The organism is Peptostreptococcus sp. (assembly GCF_977045075.1).
This window is the reverse complement of the sequence record NZ_CDRRTB010000033.1, coordinates 1-15035: the sequence shown is the minus strand read 5'-3', so window position 1 is coordinate 15035 and position 15035 is coordinate 1. Positions and strand designations below refer to the sequence as shown.

Annotated in this window: 17 protein-coding genes; 16 read left to right on the top strand and 1 reads right to left on the bottom strand. The window is 38.0% G+C overall.

The genetic code is table 11. The annotated features are described in order from the left end of the window. Positions 1-491: D-alanyl-D-alanine carboxypeptidase family protein (locus tag ACW6OJ_RS04200; RefSeq protein WP_456095861.1), on the bottom strand; the 491-nt coding region annotated here is incomplete at its 3' end. A gap of 188 nt (positions 492-679) precedes the next feature. Here ACW6OJ_RS04200 and ACW6OJ_RS04195 point away from each other — a divergent pair. From ACW6OJ_RS04195 to ACW6OJ_RS04120, 16 genes are all read left to right on the top strand, one after another. Continuing rightward, complete coding sequence (locus ACW6OJ_RS04195) at positions 680-1456, top strand: helix-hairpin-helix domain-containing protein (protein WP_293698649.1); 777 nt, start codon at positions 680-682, stop codon at positions 1454-1456. Positions 1457-1539: 83 nt separating this feature from the next. Further along, on the top strand, positions 1540-2607 hold the full coding sequence (locus tag ACW6OJ_RS04190) for a YeiH family protein (RefSeq protein WP_456095860.1): 1068 nt from the start codon (positions 1540-1542) through the stop codon (positions 2605-2607). 91 nt (positions 2608-2698) lie between these two features. Beyond that, positions 2699-3406 carry a 5'-methylthioadenosine/adenosylhomocysteine nucleosidase gene (locus tag ACW6OJ_RS04185; RefSeq protein WP_456095859.1) on the top strand — a complete coding sequence of 236 codons (708 nt, stop codon included), beginning with the start codon at positions 2699-2701 and terminating at the stop codon, positions 3404-3406. A gap of 76 nt (positions 3407-3482) precedes the next feature. Continuing rightward, the gene (gene trpS, locus ACW6OJ_RS04180; protein WP_293429082.1) at positions 3483-4490 is read left to right on the top strand and encodes a tryptophan--tRNA ligase; all 1008 of its coding nucleotides are present in this window, start codon (positions 3483-3485) and stop codon (positions 4488-4490) included. A gap of 198 nt (positions 4491-4688) precedes the next feature. Continuing rightward, a complete protein-coding gene (locus ACW6OJ_RS04175; protein WP_456095858.1) occupies positions 4689-5456 on the top strand; it encodes an alpha/beta hydrolase in 768 nt (255 codons plus the stop codon). A 124-nt stretch (positions 5457-5580) separates the two neighbouring features. After that, positions 5581-6060 (top strand): signal peptidase II, encoded by a 480-nt coding sequence (gene lspA, locus ACW6OJ_RS04170; RefSeq protein WP_314515375.1) that lies wholly within the window; start codon positions 5581-5583, stop codon positions 6058-6060. Beyond that, positions 6060-6992, top strand: a complete 933-nt coding sequence (locus tag ACW6OJ_RS04165; RefSeq protein WP_455104145.1) for an RluA family pseudouridine synthase — start codon at positions 6060-6062, stop codon at positions 6990-6992. The genes lspA and ACW6OJ_RS04165 overlap by 1 nt, the downstream gene beginning before the upstream one ends. 9 nt (positions 6993-7001) lie before the next feature. Further along, positions 7002-7526 (top strand): bifunctional pyr operon transcriptional regulator/uracil phosphoribosyltransferase PyrR, encoded by a 525-nt coding sequence (gene pyrR / locus ACW6OJ_RS04160; protein ID WP_314497591.1) that lies wholly within the window; start codon positions 7002-7004, stop codon positions 7524-7526. Between the two features lie 23 nt (positions 7527-7549). Further along, on the top strand, positions 7550-9313 hold the full coding sequence (locus ACW6OJ_RS04155; protein WP_456095857.1) for an Rqc2 family fibronectin-binding protein: 1764 nt from the start codon (positions 7550-7552) through the stop codon (positions 9311-9313). A 170-nt stretch (positions 9314-9483) separates the two neighbouring features. Next, a complete protein-coding gene (locus ACW6OJ_RS04150; protein WP_456095856.1) occupies positions 9484-10308 on the top strand; it encodes an alpha/beta fold hydrolase in 825 nt (274 codons plus the stop codon). A gap of 10 nt (positions 10309-10318) precedes the next feature. Further along, positions 10319-10597 carry a GNAT family N-acetyltransferase gene (locus ACW6OJ_RS04145; RefSeq protein ID WP_412426925.1) on the top strand — a complete coding sequence of 93 codons (279 nt, stop codon included), beginning with the start codon at positions 10319-10321 and terminating at the stop codon, positions 10595-10597. Between the two features lie 52 nt (positions 10598-10649). Then, positions 10650-11111: an NUDIX hydrolase gene (locus ACW6OJ_RS04140; protein WP_456095855.1), complete on the top strand. Its 462-nt coding sequence runs from the start codon at positions 10650-10652 to the stop codon at positions 11109-11111. 130 nt (positions 11112-11241) lie between these two features. Further along, positions 11242-11748, top strand: a complete 507-nt coding sequence (gene tpx / locus ACW6OJ_RS04135; RefSeq protein ID WP_293429066.1) for a thiol peroxidase — start codon at positions 11242-11244, stop codon at positions 11746-11748. Between the two features lie 259 nt (positions 11749-12007). Next, complete coding sequence (locus tag ACW6OJ_RS04130; protein ID WP_456095854.1) at positions 12008-12658, top strand: YaaA family protein; 651 nt, start codon at positions 12008-12010, stop codon at positions 12656-12658. Positions 12659-13031: 373 nt separating this feature from the next. Continuing rightward, a complete protein-coding gene (locus ACW6OJ_RS04125; RefSeq protein WP_456095853.1) occupies positions 13032-13769 on the top strand; it encodes a hypothetical protein in 738 nt (245 codons plus the stop codon). 29 nt (positions 13770-13798) lie between these two features. After that, positions 13799-15035 (top strand): hypothetical protein (locus tag ACW6OJ_RS04120; RefSeq protein ID WP_456095852.1); only part of this gene is annotated, 1237 nt, incomplete at its 3' end.

Here is a 15035-nt window from a genome sequence, read left to right as displayed (position 1 = left end):
AGACCATGAGGGTTGTTGAAGTGGGTATTGTTAGCCCCATACTTCTTGGCCTCTTCATTCATATAATTTATAAAGTCCTGTGGGTTGCCACCACCAAAATGCTTGGCCAGAACATAGGCCACATCATTTGATGAATGGATTAGCAGGGATTCCAATAGCTCTCTTACTGTAAATTTCTCTCCGTTCTCAAGGTACATACTTGAGCCCTCTATCTGAGGTATGTCCTTTATTTCTACTAACTCATCAAGATTTTTAGATTTTTTCAAGACACAAAAGGCAGTCCATATCTTAGTAGTTGATGCTGGATACATCTTTTGTGTTGCATTTTTCTTGTATAGGACCTGGCCTGAGTTGTAGTCCATCAAGACCATGTATTTTGATTTTAAGGCGTCTAAATCACTAGTTTGGTCTGCATGAGAAGTCAGGCTAGCTGGTGCTAGCAGGCCTATAGAAAGGGTCAATGCTGATAAAACTGATACAGTTCTTTTCATATATTGTTTAGATGTAGTAAAAATACATCTCCTCCTCTCCCGATTATTTATATATATTCTCCAAATTAGTATATCATAAAATCACTTATATAAGAAGGTCTTAGATGAATTTACACTAAAAGAAATTTTTGTTTTTATAAATCTGTCTATAAGATATAAAGACTATTTTATTAGGTTGGAGGTAGATTATGGAGAGATTGATAGCCAAGCTTAAGTGCTTGGATAGAAAAAAACTGATAATAACAAGCCTAGTAGCCATTTTCTTTATATACAAGCTGGTATTTGTAGGTGGGCTAGGATTTTTTGATAGAGGAAATCCTATAAGTGATGACTTGGGGGCTAGTGCTGGGACTAATACCAGGGAAAATGACAGGTTCCTATCCAATAAGAGGGGGTCCTATAGTGGTTCTGATTCAAATGGTCAGGATAATAGTGGTAACATAGTCAGCCTAGATGGTGGCCAAGACAAGGCCAAAAATAAAAATGGCAAGATAGTAGTATATATTTCAGGGGCAGTATCTAGCCCTGGAGTCATAAGTATAGGGGCAGACAAGAGGCTAGATGATGCTATTAAGATGGTTGGAGGCCTAGCCAAGGATGCGGACATAAATAGGGTAAACCTAGCCATGAACCTAGAAGACTCCCAACACTACATCATCCCCTATAAGGGTCAGGATGTACAAACAGACCAGCCACAAGGAGGGGGCCAATCTGTAAATGCAAGTGGTCAAGCTGGACAGGGCCAAAGCCAGGGTCAAGCCAATGACCAGTCCAAGGTTAATATTAATACAGCTGATGAAAAGAGCCTAGAGGCCATACCAGGAGTTGGACCAGCAACTGCCAAGAAGATAGTGGACTATAGGACCAAGCAGGGCAAGTTTAATGCTATTGAGGACATAAAAAATGTATCAGGTATAGGGGATAAAAAATTTGAGTCCATGAAGGATTTTATTTCAGTCAAATAGATTTTTAAGACTCCCTGTGTTATAATTAGGTTTGTAAAAATGAGATATTTGGTCCAAGGTCTAGGTTCAAATATTGTTATAGAATGGGGGAGTATAACGTGAATAAGAAGAATATAAAGGGTATTATTTTTTGCTTTCTTATGGCAATACCTGCCTGGTTTTTGGGTAAAATCATGCCTATAATTGGGGGACCGGTATTTTCTATCCTAATAGGAATTCTGGTTGCAGGCCTGCTTAAGGATGGCAAGAAAACTTTTCAACCAGGCATCAACTTTGTATCTAAGAAGGTACTCCAGTATGCGGTTATCCTACTGGGTTTTGGCTTGAACCTACAGATGATTATTAGGGTTGGGAGGATTTCTATACCCATAATTGTGTGTACCATAGCCACATCCCTTATAGTTTCGTATATCTTATGTAAGGCCTTGAATATACCTAGGAAGATTTCGGTCCTAGTAGGTGTAGGCTCATCTATCTGTGGAGGCTCAGCCATTGCTGCTACAGCCCCGGTAATAGATGCCGATAGTGATGAAATAGCCCAGGCTATTTCTGTAATTTTTTTCTTTAATGTTATTGCAGCCTTGATATTTCCGATTTTGGGAGATATATTAGGTCTATCTAATAGCGGATTTGCCATGTTCGCAGGTACAGCCATAAATGATACTTCATCAGTTACCGCAGCAGCTTCATCATGGGATAGTATCCATAGGACTGGGTCTGCCGTCCTGGATTCGGCCACAATAGTAAAGCTGACTAGGACCCTGGCAATTATACCTATTACATTTTGCCTATCCATATATGAAACTAAGATGTCTGGAGTCGAGGAAGGTAAGAAAATTAATTTTTTAGCCATGCTACCTAGGTTTATCCTATACTTTATACTTTGTTCTATTATAACTAGTCTATTTGACCTTGCTATAGGCAAGGGTGTAATTACTGGTAGGAGTGCTAGTATAGTTACAGGATTTTTTGCCCTGATGAAGAAGGTCAGCAAGTTCTTTATAGTTATGGCCATGGGTGCCATAGGTCTTAACACGGATATAGTAAAGCTGATAAAGACAGGTGGTAAGCCACTTTTGCTTGGAGCTAGCTGTTGGATAAGTATAATTTTAGTCAGCCTAGCCATGCAGGTTGTGACAGGCCTATTGTAGTTGGTTGATTTTTTGGGTCGAGGCAAACTCATTAATTATTGTGACCCATGTAATATTTGAAATATTCCAGTGTGAATAATTAGGAGGAAGAATGAAGGAAAAAAAGATTGGTATAATTGGTGCCATGAATGAAGAGGTAGTCGAGTTGACTGCCATGATAGAAGACAAAAAGGTAAGGACGGTTGCAGGTATGGCCTTTAATGAGGGTAAGATCAAGGGTCGTGATGTGGTAGTTGTTGAGTGTGGTATAGCCAAGGTAAATGCAGCCATGTGTACCCAGATATTAATTAGTGAATTCGGGGTTGGGGCCCTTATCAATACAGGTGTTGCAGGTGCCCTTAATGAAAATCTAAATATAAATGATGTGGTAATATCTACAGATGCTATCCAGTATGATGTCGATGCATCAAGCCTGGGTGACCCTAAAGGGACTATACCTAGGATGAAGACATCTGTATTTGTGGCAGATTCTAGGCTAATAGATATGGCCTACGAATCCTTTCTAGAAGAAAAGAGCAACTATAAGGCCTATAAGGGCAGGGTTGTGACCGGTGACAAGTTTGTGGCCAGTCTTGAAGAAAAGACCTACCTTAGAGAGGAATTTGGTGGATACTGTTGTGAGATGGAAGGTGGGGCAATTGCCCATGTAGCCCACTGTAATGGACTTCCATTCGTAATCATTAGGGCCATTTCTGACAAGGCTGACAAGTCAGCTGAGTTAGCCTATGATGAATTTGTAAAGAGGGCAGCCGAGACCTCAAAGGACATGGTTCTAAATATCTTAGCCAAGATAGGTTAATACAATTGACCGAATTTTCTACTAATGATATAATTTAAGAGGATATATAGCTTGTCATATAAAGGAGAATAGAATTATGGGAGAAAATGGAAAGAAAGTTATATTTAGTGGAGTTCAGCCATCAGGAAAGATGACACTAGGAAATTATCTAGGAGCATTAAAGAGCTGGACAAAGCTACAGAATGAATACGAGTGTTTCTTTAGTATGGTAAATATGCACGCCATAACTGTACCACAGGACCCAGAGGTTTTGAGGAGACAGACAATAGAATTGTTGGCCCAGTTTATAGCCTGCGGTATTGATCCAGACTTAAATACAATATTTATACAGTCGCATGTTCATGAACATGCTGAACTTAGTTGGGCCCTATGTACTTTGACTTATATGGGTGAATTAAATAGGATGACTCAGTACAAGGATAAGTCTAGAAAGAGCGAGCAGAACCTAAATGCAGGTCTATTTACATATCCTGTCTTGATGGCAGCCGATATCCTATTATACCAGACTGACCTGGTACCAGTAGGTGACGACCAGAAGCAGCATATGGAATTAGCAAGAGACCTTGCAACAAGGTTTAATAATAGATTTGGTGATACATTTGTAGTTCCAGAGGGTTACTATCCTAAGGAAACTGCCAGGGTAATGAGTTTACAGGAGCCTGAAAAGAAGATGAGTAAGTCTGACTCCAATCCAAGTGCCTTTATCCTATTGGCAGAGGATGCAGACTCTACTGCTAAGAAAATCAAGAAGGCTGTTACTGACTCAATCGGTATAGTTAAGTATACTGATGACCAGCCAGGCTTAAAGAACCTGATCAATATTTACTCAGCTATGACAGACAAGAGTGTTGAAGAAATAGTTGCTATGTATGACGGTAAGGGCTATGGTGCCTTCAAGGGTGAAATGGCAGAGGCTGTTGTTGAACACCTAAGACCGATTAGGGAAAAGTACAACTACCTATTAGAAAACAGGGACTACCTAGAGGGTATCTATACAAGAGGTGCTGAAAAGGCTAGTGCTAGAGCAGGTCAGACCCTAAGAGATGTTTATGATAGGATAGGCTTTATACCTAGAAAATTCTAGTTATAGGAATCTAATTATAAAATAGGGTAATTGCGAAAATAGTATAAATGATAAAAAAATAAGCAAGTCTCTAAGTATAAAAAATACTCTGAGATTTGCTTTTTTATTGGCTAAAAGCAGTAAATTTTAAAAGGGTTTTTGTGGTATAATTGTAGGAGAGTACAATGACCATATTATAGTTAAAAATGGGGTAAGAATATGATTAAGGATTTTGAAATAAAAAAAGATGATATATTGATAATGGGAGAGGTTTACCTTCCTCCTGACTACGATGGCCAGGCTAAGTTGCCAGTTATAATTATGAGTCATGAGTTTGGTCTAACCCAAAATTCTACTGCCAGGTATGCTAGGCGTATATGTCCATCCGGCTATGCGGTTTGTATATTTGATTTTCCAGGTTCAGGCTTTGGCAAGAGCCAGGGGAGGGATTCTGTTGATATGAGTATATTTACTCTTAAAGATGACCTCCTAAGTGTTTTTGAATACATCAAGACCCTGGACTATATAGATAAGGATAGGATAATCATGGGTGGACTTTCCCAAGGGGGTCTGGTGACAGCCCTTTTTGCAGCAGAGCATGCTGATGAAATCTACAAGATGTTCCTATACTATCCAGCCCTTTGTATACCTGATGAGGTTAGGGCAGGTAATATTATGGACACCAAGATTGACCTCAATAATTTAGAGGACAAGTTCAGGGTTACTGGCAGTGTAAACCTGGGCAAAAAATTTGTCGAGGACGCTATAAAGCTAGACCCTTGGAAGGAGATGGAGGGCTTTGATAAGCCAGTCCTAATATGCCATGGAACCAAGGACGAACTGGTTGATATTAGTTATGCCAAGAAGGCTGCTGACCTATACAAGGATTGTAAACTTGTTGAGGTAAAGGGTGGCAAGCATATCTTCTTTATGCCTTGGCATATAAATGATGTAGTCTTTGAGACTGTAAATTTCTTAAATGCATAGTGGGGACTTTTATGTCTAGGGATTTTGTCAGAGGTCTATGTCTAGTGAATCATTTGCTGGCTTGACCTAGGTCTGTAGTTAAATATAGGCCCTACTTATATAATAAGTTTTGTGAGGATAAATAATGTATGAAATATTAATACTAGCCTTGATAGGTATAGACCAGTTGACCAAGTGGTTGGTTAGGACTAGCCTGTCAAGCTCTAGGTCTATAGAAATTATAGGTGGTTTTTTTAACCTTACCTATGTAGAAAATAGGGGGGCGGCCTTTGGCTTGCTCCAAAATATGAAGGTATTTTTTGTCCTAGTAGCCCTTATAGTGGCTATTGTGGGACTAGTATATATACATAGGTCAAAGTCTCGTGACGGGGCTAGGACAAAAAAGGACCTAAGGATAGCCAGGATAAACAGGCTAGCAGTTTCATCTATTATAGGTGGGGCAATAGGCAACCTTATAGACAGACTGTGGCTGGGCTATGTAGTGGACTTTTTTGACTTTAGGTTTATATGGTCATATGTATTTAATTTTGCGGACATACTGGTTGTAGTGGGAACCCTGGTTTTCTGCATTAGTATGTTCCTGCTAGGAGAGGATGTGGACTAATGGACCAGACTTATGAAGAGGTAGATGCCTACCAGGTTGACCAGGATAATGCTGGCAAGAGGCTGGATGTATTTATAGCGGACCAGTACCAGGATATATCTAGGTCCTATGTCCAAAAGCTGATAAAGGATGGTCTTGTCCTAGTGAATGAGGGGGTAAAAAAGGCCAGCTACAAACTAGAGGAAGGTGACAAACTGGAGGTGGCTATGCCAGAACCAGAGGTCTTAGAGGTCCTGGCCCAGGATATTGACCTGGATATAGTCTATGAGGATGATGACCTTCTGATAGTAAATAAGCCCCAGGGTATGGTGGTCCATCCAGCGCCGGGAAATCCAGATGGTACACTTGTAAATGCAATCATGTACCACTGTAAGGACAAGCTTTCATCTATAAATGGTGTAATCAGGCCAGGTATAGTTCACAGGATAGACAAGAATACATCAGGCCTCCTGGTAGTAGCCAAGAATAACGCCAGTCACCAGGGGCTTGCGGACCAGTTCAAGCTACACTCTATCACCAGAGAGTATGAGATGGTCTGTATAGGTGGAGTAGAGTGGGACCAGATGACGGTAGACAAAAATATTGGGAGAAATCCAAAGGACAGGCTTAAGATGGCAGTCCTAGAAACTGGTGGTAGACATGCGGTTACACATTTCACCGTAATTGACCACCTAGAGGGCTATACCTATATGAAGGCAAGGCTTGAAACTGGCAGGACCCACCAAATTAGGGTCCACAGCAATTATTTAAGACATCCAATACTAGGGGACAAGCTATATGGTTACCAGGTCAAGAAATTTTCCAAACTAGAGGGTCAGACCCTACATGCAAGGAAGCTGGGCTTTATCCATCCTAGGACAGGTGAATATATGGAATTTACAAGCGACTTGCCGGACTATTTTAAGAAGATATTAGACACTATAAGGAGATAGGTGGTTACTATGGAAAAAGCTAAAATAATGGATGATAAGGCTATACAGAGGGCCATTACCAGGATTAGCCATGAAATAATAGAAAAGAACAAGGGCATAGATGATATCTGCATAGTCGGTATCAAGTCAAAGGGGATACCCCTAGCCAAGATGATAGCAGAAAAGATAGGTCAGATAGAGGATGTAGACCTTCCGTGTGGCTTTATAGATATCACTGCCTATAGGGACGATGTGACTAGGGACAGGCATGATATAAAGGATGAGGGCTTTGACCTGGATGTCCACGACAAGACTGTAGTCTTGGTCGATGATGTCCTGTTTACAGGTAGGACTATAAGGGCGGCCTTAGACTATATTATAGATAATGGAAGACCCAAGCTAATACAGTTGGCTGTATTGATTGACAGGGGCCATAGAGAGCTTCCAATCAGGGCTGACTATGTAGGTAAGAATGTACCTACTTCAAGGCTGGAAAAGGTCCAGGTCAACTTTAAGGAATTTGACCAGGAAAACTCTGTTATAATTTGCGAATAGCCACTAGAAAAGAGGAAATAGATATGTCATTTGACGGAATAGTTGTAAAGTCCTTGGTTGCCGAGCTAAGAGAAAAGCTAATCGACACCAAGATAGACAAGGTATACCAGCCTGAAAAGGATGAGATATGCCTAAAAATAAGGTCTAAGGAGGGGGCCCACAAGCTCATATTGAGTGCCAGTGCATCCCATCCAAGGGCATATATAGCCAAGAGGTATGAAAAGTCAAATCCCAAAAAGGCACCCGTATTTTGTATGACTCTGAGAAAATATATTCAGGGTGGTGTGATTGTGGATATAGACCAGGTTGGCTTTGAAAGAATAATTAAAATATCAGTAGAATCCTATGATGAATTGAGGGAAAAAACTCGTAAGGACCTCTATATAGAAATCATGGGCAAGCACAGTAATATAATTTTGGTAGCTGACCAGGAGGCCAGGGTTATAGACTCCATAAAGAGGGTGCCTCTTAGTGTAAGTAGGGCAAGACAGGTCCTACCAGGTGCCCCATATGAGTTGCCACCAAGCCAGGACAAGCTAAACCCACTTGAAAGGATAGATGTAGACAAGTTCACTCTAAGAGTAAATAGGTCAAAGGGACCAGTTTACAAGGCCATATACTCTAGCATACTAGGCCTATCACCCCTGGTTGCCAGAGAGGTTTGTTCTAGAGTTGATATTGACCAAAATAAGGATACAGAGGACCTATCTAATGGGGAGATAAGGTCTCTTGCAGACTGCATAAATTCTATATTTGACGACCTAGACGAGGGTAGGTCCTATCCTAACATTATAGTAGACGACAAGAGGGACAAGATAGTAGAGTTCAGTAGCATAAGGCTGAGCCAATACCAGGGCCTAAGAGAAATACACCACGATAGTATATCGACAACAATTGAAGACTACTATATATCCAAGGACAATAAGGAGAGAATCAGCCAAAAGGCATCCAGTATGAAAAAGAACCTATCCCTAAAGCTAGATAGGATCAAGCACAAGATAGAAAAGCAGGAACTAGAGCTCAAGGAATCTGAAAATGCCGACAAGTATAGGATAAGGGGTGAATTAATTACCTCATATATATATATGATAAAAGAGGGCATGGAGTCAGTGGTCCTAGAAAACTACTATGACAACAACAAAAAGATAGAAATTTCTTTAAGACCCAACCTAAGCCCATCAGAAAATGCTCAAAAGTACTTCAAAAAGTACAACAAGTTAAAAAATGCTGGCCAGGAAATAGCCAAGCAGATGACCATAAATGTCGAGGAAAAAGAATACCTCGAAAATACTCTTTTGTCCATTGAAAACTGTGATGATGCCAAGGAACTAAAGGAAATCAGGGAAGAGCTAATAAGAGAGGGATATATCAAGTCCTACAAGATGCCTAAGAAGGATAACAAGCCTGGTACTGATATGAGGAAGTATATCTCATGTGAGGGCAATATGATAATCGTAGGTAAGAACAACAAGCAAAATGACTACCTGACTCTTAGGCTGGCAGATAATGAGGACTACTGGTTCCATACCAAGGATATACCAGGCTCCCATGTCCTGATAAAGTCTGCAGGCAAAAAGGTTACAGATAAGGAACTACTAGAGGCAGCAATCCTTGCAGCCTACTACAGCAAGGCCAGGATGTCAGCCAATGTACCTGTTGACTATACGATGAAGAAAAATGTAAAAAAACCATCAGGTGCCAAGCCTGGCATGGTAATATATGAAAAGAATAAGACCCTTTATGTAACGCCTAGTGATGAGGCCAAGGCCAAGATTAAAAAGGCATAGCCAAAATTAAGAAGGCATAGCTAAAATTAAGAAGGCATAGCTAAAACTAAGAAGGCAAAGCCAAGACCTAGGGTAGGTCTTATAAGGGTGAAAATGGCTTATATAGATTGATTAAAGCTAGACTTGGGAGAGGGTCTAGTTTTAATATTATAACTGAAAAGAGGTGACCTATGTATTTTAAGAATAGTCAAGGCTACAATATATATTATGAAGATAGGGGTAATAAAGAAGACCAGGCCATTATATTCCTCCATGCCTGGGGGTCAAGTATGGCTGACTTTAGCTATACCCTGGAAAATTTGGAGGGTTATAGGAGGGTAGCCTATGACCACAGGGGTTTTGGTAGGTCAGACAAGCCAGATAGGGATATGTCTCTAAGACACCTTGCCAGAGACTTAAAAGAGCTTATAGACCACCTAGGCCTAGAGGACGTGGTAGTGGTAGGCTATTCTATGGGGGCCTGTGTCCTATACAAGTATATTGAGCTTTTTGGTCAGTACAAGATCAAGAGTTTGGTAATATGTGATATGACACCAAGGGTCCTAAATGACCAAGAATGGAAGCTGGGAATCATGGGAGGGCGCTTTGGACACAAGGAATTTTTAGATAGCCTTGCCAGACAGTTTGATGACATGACAGATGCCTACCTAGAGCTATATATGGATATCAACCCTGAGTTGAGGGGTAGGGACAACAAGGTCCTAAAGAGGGTAATAGAAATGGACCTAGCAGGTAATTCCTACTACTCGATTAGCTCAATGTGGTTTTCCATATGTTATGAGGACTTCAGGCATATACTTAAGGACATAAGTGTCAAAACAGGCCTATTTTTTGCTACTCCAGGCTCAATGATTAACCCAGAGGTTGTAAAATACTTAGAGGAAAACATAGAAAATACTTATGTGTGCATGTTTGAAAAATCTACACATAGCTTTATAGGCAATAGACCCAAGTATTTTACTAGTGAACTAGTTAAGTTTTTAGAAACATTGTAGGAGGTTTGAAATGGAATTTATCTATGAAACAAATAGGATATACATAAATGATGAAGAGGGAAAAATGATAGCAGAAATAACTTTTCCCCTTATAGGAGATAAGCTAGTTGATATAGACCATACCTATGTATCCAATGTCCTTAGGGGCCAGGGTATTGCAGGCAAGCTAATGGAGGAGGCCATGAAGGTGATAGAAAAAAATGGTTGGAGGGCCAATACATCTTGCTCATATGCTGCCTATTGGAAGGAGGAACATCCAGAGAGTCTTGACCTATTTAGTCAGGATTAGGAAGCTCAGTAGAAATGAAACATTTAGGACTAGGAATAATATGAGGTGAAAAATGAAACAAATGACTTTGTGTTACCTGCAGAGGGATGGAAAGTATCTTATGCTGCATAGGACCAAAAAGAAAAATGATATAAACGAGGGCAAGTGGATAGGAGTAGGTGGCAAGCTAGAGCCGGGTGAGACCCCATATGAGTGTGCCCTTAGGGAAATAAAGGAAGAGACTGGCTATAGGGCTAAGTCCTGTGACTTTAGGGGGATAGTTGTATTTAGCTACAATGACAACCCACCAGAAGAAATGTACCTATATACATGCACGGACTTCGAGGGTCAAGAAATTGTATGTGATGAGGGCGACCTTGCCTGGATTGACGAGGACAAGCTATTTGACCTAAACCTATGGGAGGGAGACAAGATCTTTATAGACCTAGTTAGGAGCGGGAAAAGTGGCTTCCACTTGACACTTAACTATGATGACGACAAGCTACTAGGCCACAAATTAGTTTTTGATAAATAATATTTTTTTTATATTCTTCTGAATAAAAAATCTTTTCCAGGGTATTAAAAATGTTAGGAATAGAAGACGACTTATAATGACCAAGGACGGTCATGATAAATATGATATAATTTTTATGGAGGAATATAAAATGGAAAAGAGATCAGTAACAACATTCGCAGGCAACCCAATAACACTATTAGGTAAGGAAGTAAAGGTAGGAGACAAGGCTCCAGACTTCGTATGTCTAAAGGCAGACCTTAGTCCATTCACACTAAAGGACGTAGAAGGTAAGGTTAAGCTTATAAGTATTGTACCTTCTGTAGACACAGGGGTATGTGAGCTTCAGACTATTAGATTCAACCAGGAAGCAGGAGCATTAAAGGATGCTGCTGTTATAACTATCAGTTGCGACCTTCCTTTCGCACAGGCTAGATTCTGTGGAGCAAAGGGAATTGAAAACGCAGTAGTAGTATCAGATTACAAGGATACTTCTTTTGGTCTAAACTATGGATTCCTTATGGAAGAGTTCAGACTTCTTAACAGGGGTATAGTAGTAATAGACAAGGATGATGTAGTTAGATATGTAGAATATGTAGCTGAAAATACAGACCATCCAAACTATGACAAGGCTTTAGAGGTAGCTAAGTCTCTATAATTAGAAATATAATTTAGCAAAATTTGTCAATTTTAAATAAGTTTGCCGACTTAAATAGATTTGAATACAAAAAATGATAAAATATGTATCTACCATTATGGACGGATACAAAAGAGAGGGGGCTGTTCGAGTCCTCTTTTTTAATGCCAAGACCTCTTGGTATTAATAGGTTATATTAGACGACCAGATACCAATTCTATATATTTTCATATACCAATACAAAGTATGGTATAATTTACTTAAATTGAAAGGAGACAATATGAAAATAATTATATCACCGGCTAAGACGGTTTCAAAAAAAATAGAAAGTCTTAATAATAAAGAAAATTTCTCTAAAAAGACATATGAAATTCTAGAAAGAGTGCCTCAAGTCAGGTTATCCAGTGAATTATTTAAAGCCTTTTATATGTATGATGGGTTATGCTTTAAAAATATGAATAGAGAAGACTTAGACTCAAAGGACCTAGACTATATAGACAAGCACCTATTTATCCTGTCAGCCCTATATGGTGCAGTAAGACCCTTTGACCTGATTTCACCATACAGGCTAGATTTTTTGATGAAAACAGAAATGGGTAATTTGTACAAGTTTTGGCAAGACGAAATAGCAAACAAAGTATTGGAAGATGAGGATTTAATAGTAAACCTTGCAAGTGATGAGTTTTCGAAAATTATAAAAAAGTACATAAAAGATGAAAAAATTTTAAATATTGAGTTTTTTGAGAATGTAGATGGTAACTTAAAAAAACACTCTACTATTTCAAAAAAGGCAAGGGGAAAAATGTTATATTTTATGACAAAAAATAAGATCGAGGATATAGAAGACATAAAAAAATTTAATTTAGATGGCTATTCTTTTTCTGAAGAAAAGTCAACAAAAGATAGGTATGTTTTTATTGCAAGTAGATAGCAACATTATATCGTATAAAAGAGGGGATTATCTTCTCTTTTTGTTTGCATACTATGAGTGAGTCCTAATAGGAGAAAGCACCGAATATGCCCAGATAGTGGTAAATGAATGAGTATAATTAGTTATATAGGCAATAATAAATAAATTTTAAATTATTTTGTTCTTATACAATTTTAGTATTGACTGATAATCGAAAATGGCGTATACTTAGAGAATAAAATTATAAATTATTATCACTAATAAAGAGTACAATATTCTTACATTATGTAATGTATATTTAGTCTAAAAATATAGTCAACAGATGATTATCAGCTAATATAAATAGCTAATATCATTTTAATAATATTAATTATAATTGAAGGAGGATTTTATTATGAGAAATCTAGTAAAAAAAATGTCGAGTCTAGTTGTGGCTCTAGTGATGGTGGTAGGTGTATTTACCTGTGCGACAGTATTTGCGGCCAATAGTAATGTTCCGAGTTCTTTTAATCAATCTGGATGGAGAATTAATGGAGAAATTGATTTAAGTAAAGTCGTTTTAAATAGTGGTCAGGATACGGTGATAGAGGATAAGCTTTACTATAAAGGAAATATAGGTGGGAGCGTAGAAGCCTCTGATTTATTTGAAGGTGCATATGATAAGTATATAAAGGATTATAAGGGTCATATATACTGGGGCAAAAGAGTAGAAAATCTTGTGATGTTTAACAAAAATGAGAAGTTTCCAACAGCACAATATACTGTGAAATTCCCAAATAATTTTAAGGTTGATTTTGATAATATTATAGCTACTGAGAACACATCTCTTATTGGCAAGATAGAAAAGGCATATAATAAAGATAATAATTCTGTTACATTTACTTTTTATCTTGGATCTTGGAATGATTATAAAGGTTTCTTTGAACTATATGAAGCAGAAAGGACAAGTTCAAATAATCCTATAACAATCAATATACCTTATTCAGTAGAAATAACAGAACCATCAATTACAAATCTTGGAAGTATAGATTCAGAAGGTATATGTGCATTGTACAAAGGTGGAAATAGATTGTTTAATACACAATTAGTTAATGTTGTAACAAAAAAACAAAGTATTAGTGTTGACAGATAAATTTTTGAAACAGGTGAGAAAAAGAGATTATGAATAAAAAAATATTTAGAATTTTAACACTTAATTTATCAGCGATGTTACTTTCATCTATTTTACCTATTTCATCTTATGCATATAATGAAAATGATCTTAAAGCATGGGTTAAGGATAACTATTGGGTAGAATTAGAAAATTATAATAATAATCTAGTACCAAAAGGTGTTAATATAGCAAAAACAAGTTTCGTGGGCAAAGATATTGAAGTAGATGATGCTTTTGGTGCTATGTGGGCAAATACAGGAATTAGAACTGATAGGCCAGCATTATTTGATATGTCTGATAGTGACACTCCTGAGGATTCGAAACTAATTATTGATGATTTAAAAGGAATTGCTGAAAGAGATTATTCAAGTTGGAACGATGCTTATCACACGGGTGGTAAACTTTGGAATCCTTTGAATTTTGATACGGAAAAAGATTTAATAAAAAATATAAATGACTTTAATATTTATGGAGATTTATTGAACTCTAAAACAAATAATTCGACTGACATTGAGATATATAATGTCGGAGATTCAATTGATCTTGATTTATCAGTAAATTTATCATTGTTCAAAAATGTTAAGAATGTCAGTCTAGTTAGTATAACTAATTCTAGGTCAGATATAGCGGCAACACAACTTCCATTGGATGGAAAGGGATATACTTTAACTGATGATAAGTTTGCATTTACTTTTGATTTTCCAAAGGGTATAGTTATTGATAATTCGACAAGATTTGAGTTGAGAGGATTAGAAGGTTATACTTTAAAACCTGAAGTAATTAAAGATGATTCGACAGGAAAAAAAATAATTGTGTATGCTGATGAAGATACTGCCAGACCTATTTTATCAGTATCTGAGTATTTTAAAAAGTTAAATAAATCTAATGGTAATGTCGTACTAAGTATAAAGAATGTAAAAATCACAGACTCTGCTCAGAGAGATATGAATTTAACTATAAAATCATCAATAGCAGGAATGTATGATTTTGCTATGACAAGTAAGAAATCAATACTGGAAAATCATAGCAGTGCTGGTCTTGATAGAGATACAGATTTCTTGACAAGAAATTTTATGGTTTTTGCAGCTAAGCAAAGCAATGAAGGTAGGGATGCAAATGCCCCTGCTGACAAGCCAAACCTAATATCATATACTTTCAAGGTAACTAAGGCTCCTGATAATCCATACAGACCACATAGGCCTGATGTACCAAACCCAGGAAGAATAGATGGTCCTGACAGAATAG

What these genes read in the sequence shown, in the direction of transcription:
- ACW6OJ_RS04150 (WP_456095856.1), top strand. Translation starts at nt 9,484, where the DNA reads ATGTATTTTAAGAATAGTCAAGGCTACAATATATATTATGAAGATAGG.
- ACW6OJ_RS04155 (WP_456095857.1), top strand. Translation starts at nt 7,550, where the DNA reads ATGTCATTTGACGGAATAGTTGTAAAGTCCTTGGTTGCCGAGCTAAGA.
- ACW6OJ_RS04165 (WP_455104145.1), top strand. Translation starts at nt 6,060, where the DNA reads ATGGACCAGACTTATGAAGAGGTAGATGCCTACCAGGTTGACCAGGAT.
- ACW6OJ_RS04125 (WP_456095853.1), top strand. Translation starts at nt 13,032, where the DNA reads ATGAGAAATCTAGTAAAAAAAATGTCGAGTCTAGTTGTGGCTCTAGTG.
- trpS (WP_293429082.1), top strand. Translation starts at nt 3,483, where the DNA reads ATGGGAGAAAATGGAAAGAAAGTTATATTTAGTGGAGTTCAGCCATCA.
- pyrR (WP_314497591.1), top strand. Translation starts at nt 7,002, where the DNA reads ATGGAAAAAGCTAAAATAATGGATGATAAGGCTATACAGAGGGCCATT.
- ACW6OJ_RS04195 (WP_293698649.1), top strand. Translation starts at nt 680, where the DNA reads ATGGAGAGATTGATAGCCAAGCTTAAGTGCTTGGATAGAAAAAAACTG.
- tpx (WP_293429066.1), top strand. Translation starts at nt 11,242, where the DNA reads ATGGAAAAGAGATCAGTAACAACATTCGCAGGCAACCCAATAACACTA.
- ACW6OJ_RS04185 (WP_456095859.1), top strand. Translation starts at nt 2,699, where the DNA reads ATGAAGGAAAAAAAGATTGGTATAATTGGTGCCATGAATGAAGAGGTA.
- ACW6OJ_RS04140 (WP_456095855.1), top strand. Translation starts at nt 10,650, where the DNA reads ATGAAACAAATGACTTTGTGTTACCTGCAGAGGGATGGAAAGTATCTT.
- lspA (WP_314515375.1), top strand. Translation starts at nt 5,581, where the DNA reads ATGTATGAAATATTAATACTAGCCTTGATAGGTATAGACCAGTTGACC.
- ACW6OJ_RS04175 (WP_456095858.1), top strand. Translation starts at nt 4,689, where the DNA reads ATGATTAAGGATTTTGAAATAAAAAAAGATGATATATTGATAATGGGA.
- ACW6OJ_RS04145 (WP_412426925.1), top strand. Translation starts at nt 10,319, where the DNA reads ATGGAATTTATCTATGAAACAAATAGGATATACATAAATGATGAAGAG.
- ACW6OJ_RS04190 (WP_456095860.1), top strand. Translation starts at nt 1,540, where the DNA reads ATGGGGGAGTATAACGTGAATAAGAAGAATATAAAGGGTATTATTTTT.
- ACW6OJ_RS04130 (WP_456095854.1), top strand. Translation starts at nt 12,008, where the DNA reads ATGAAAATAATTATATCACCGGCTAAGACGGTTTCAAAAAAAATAGAA.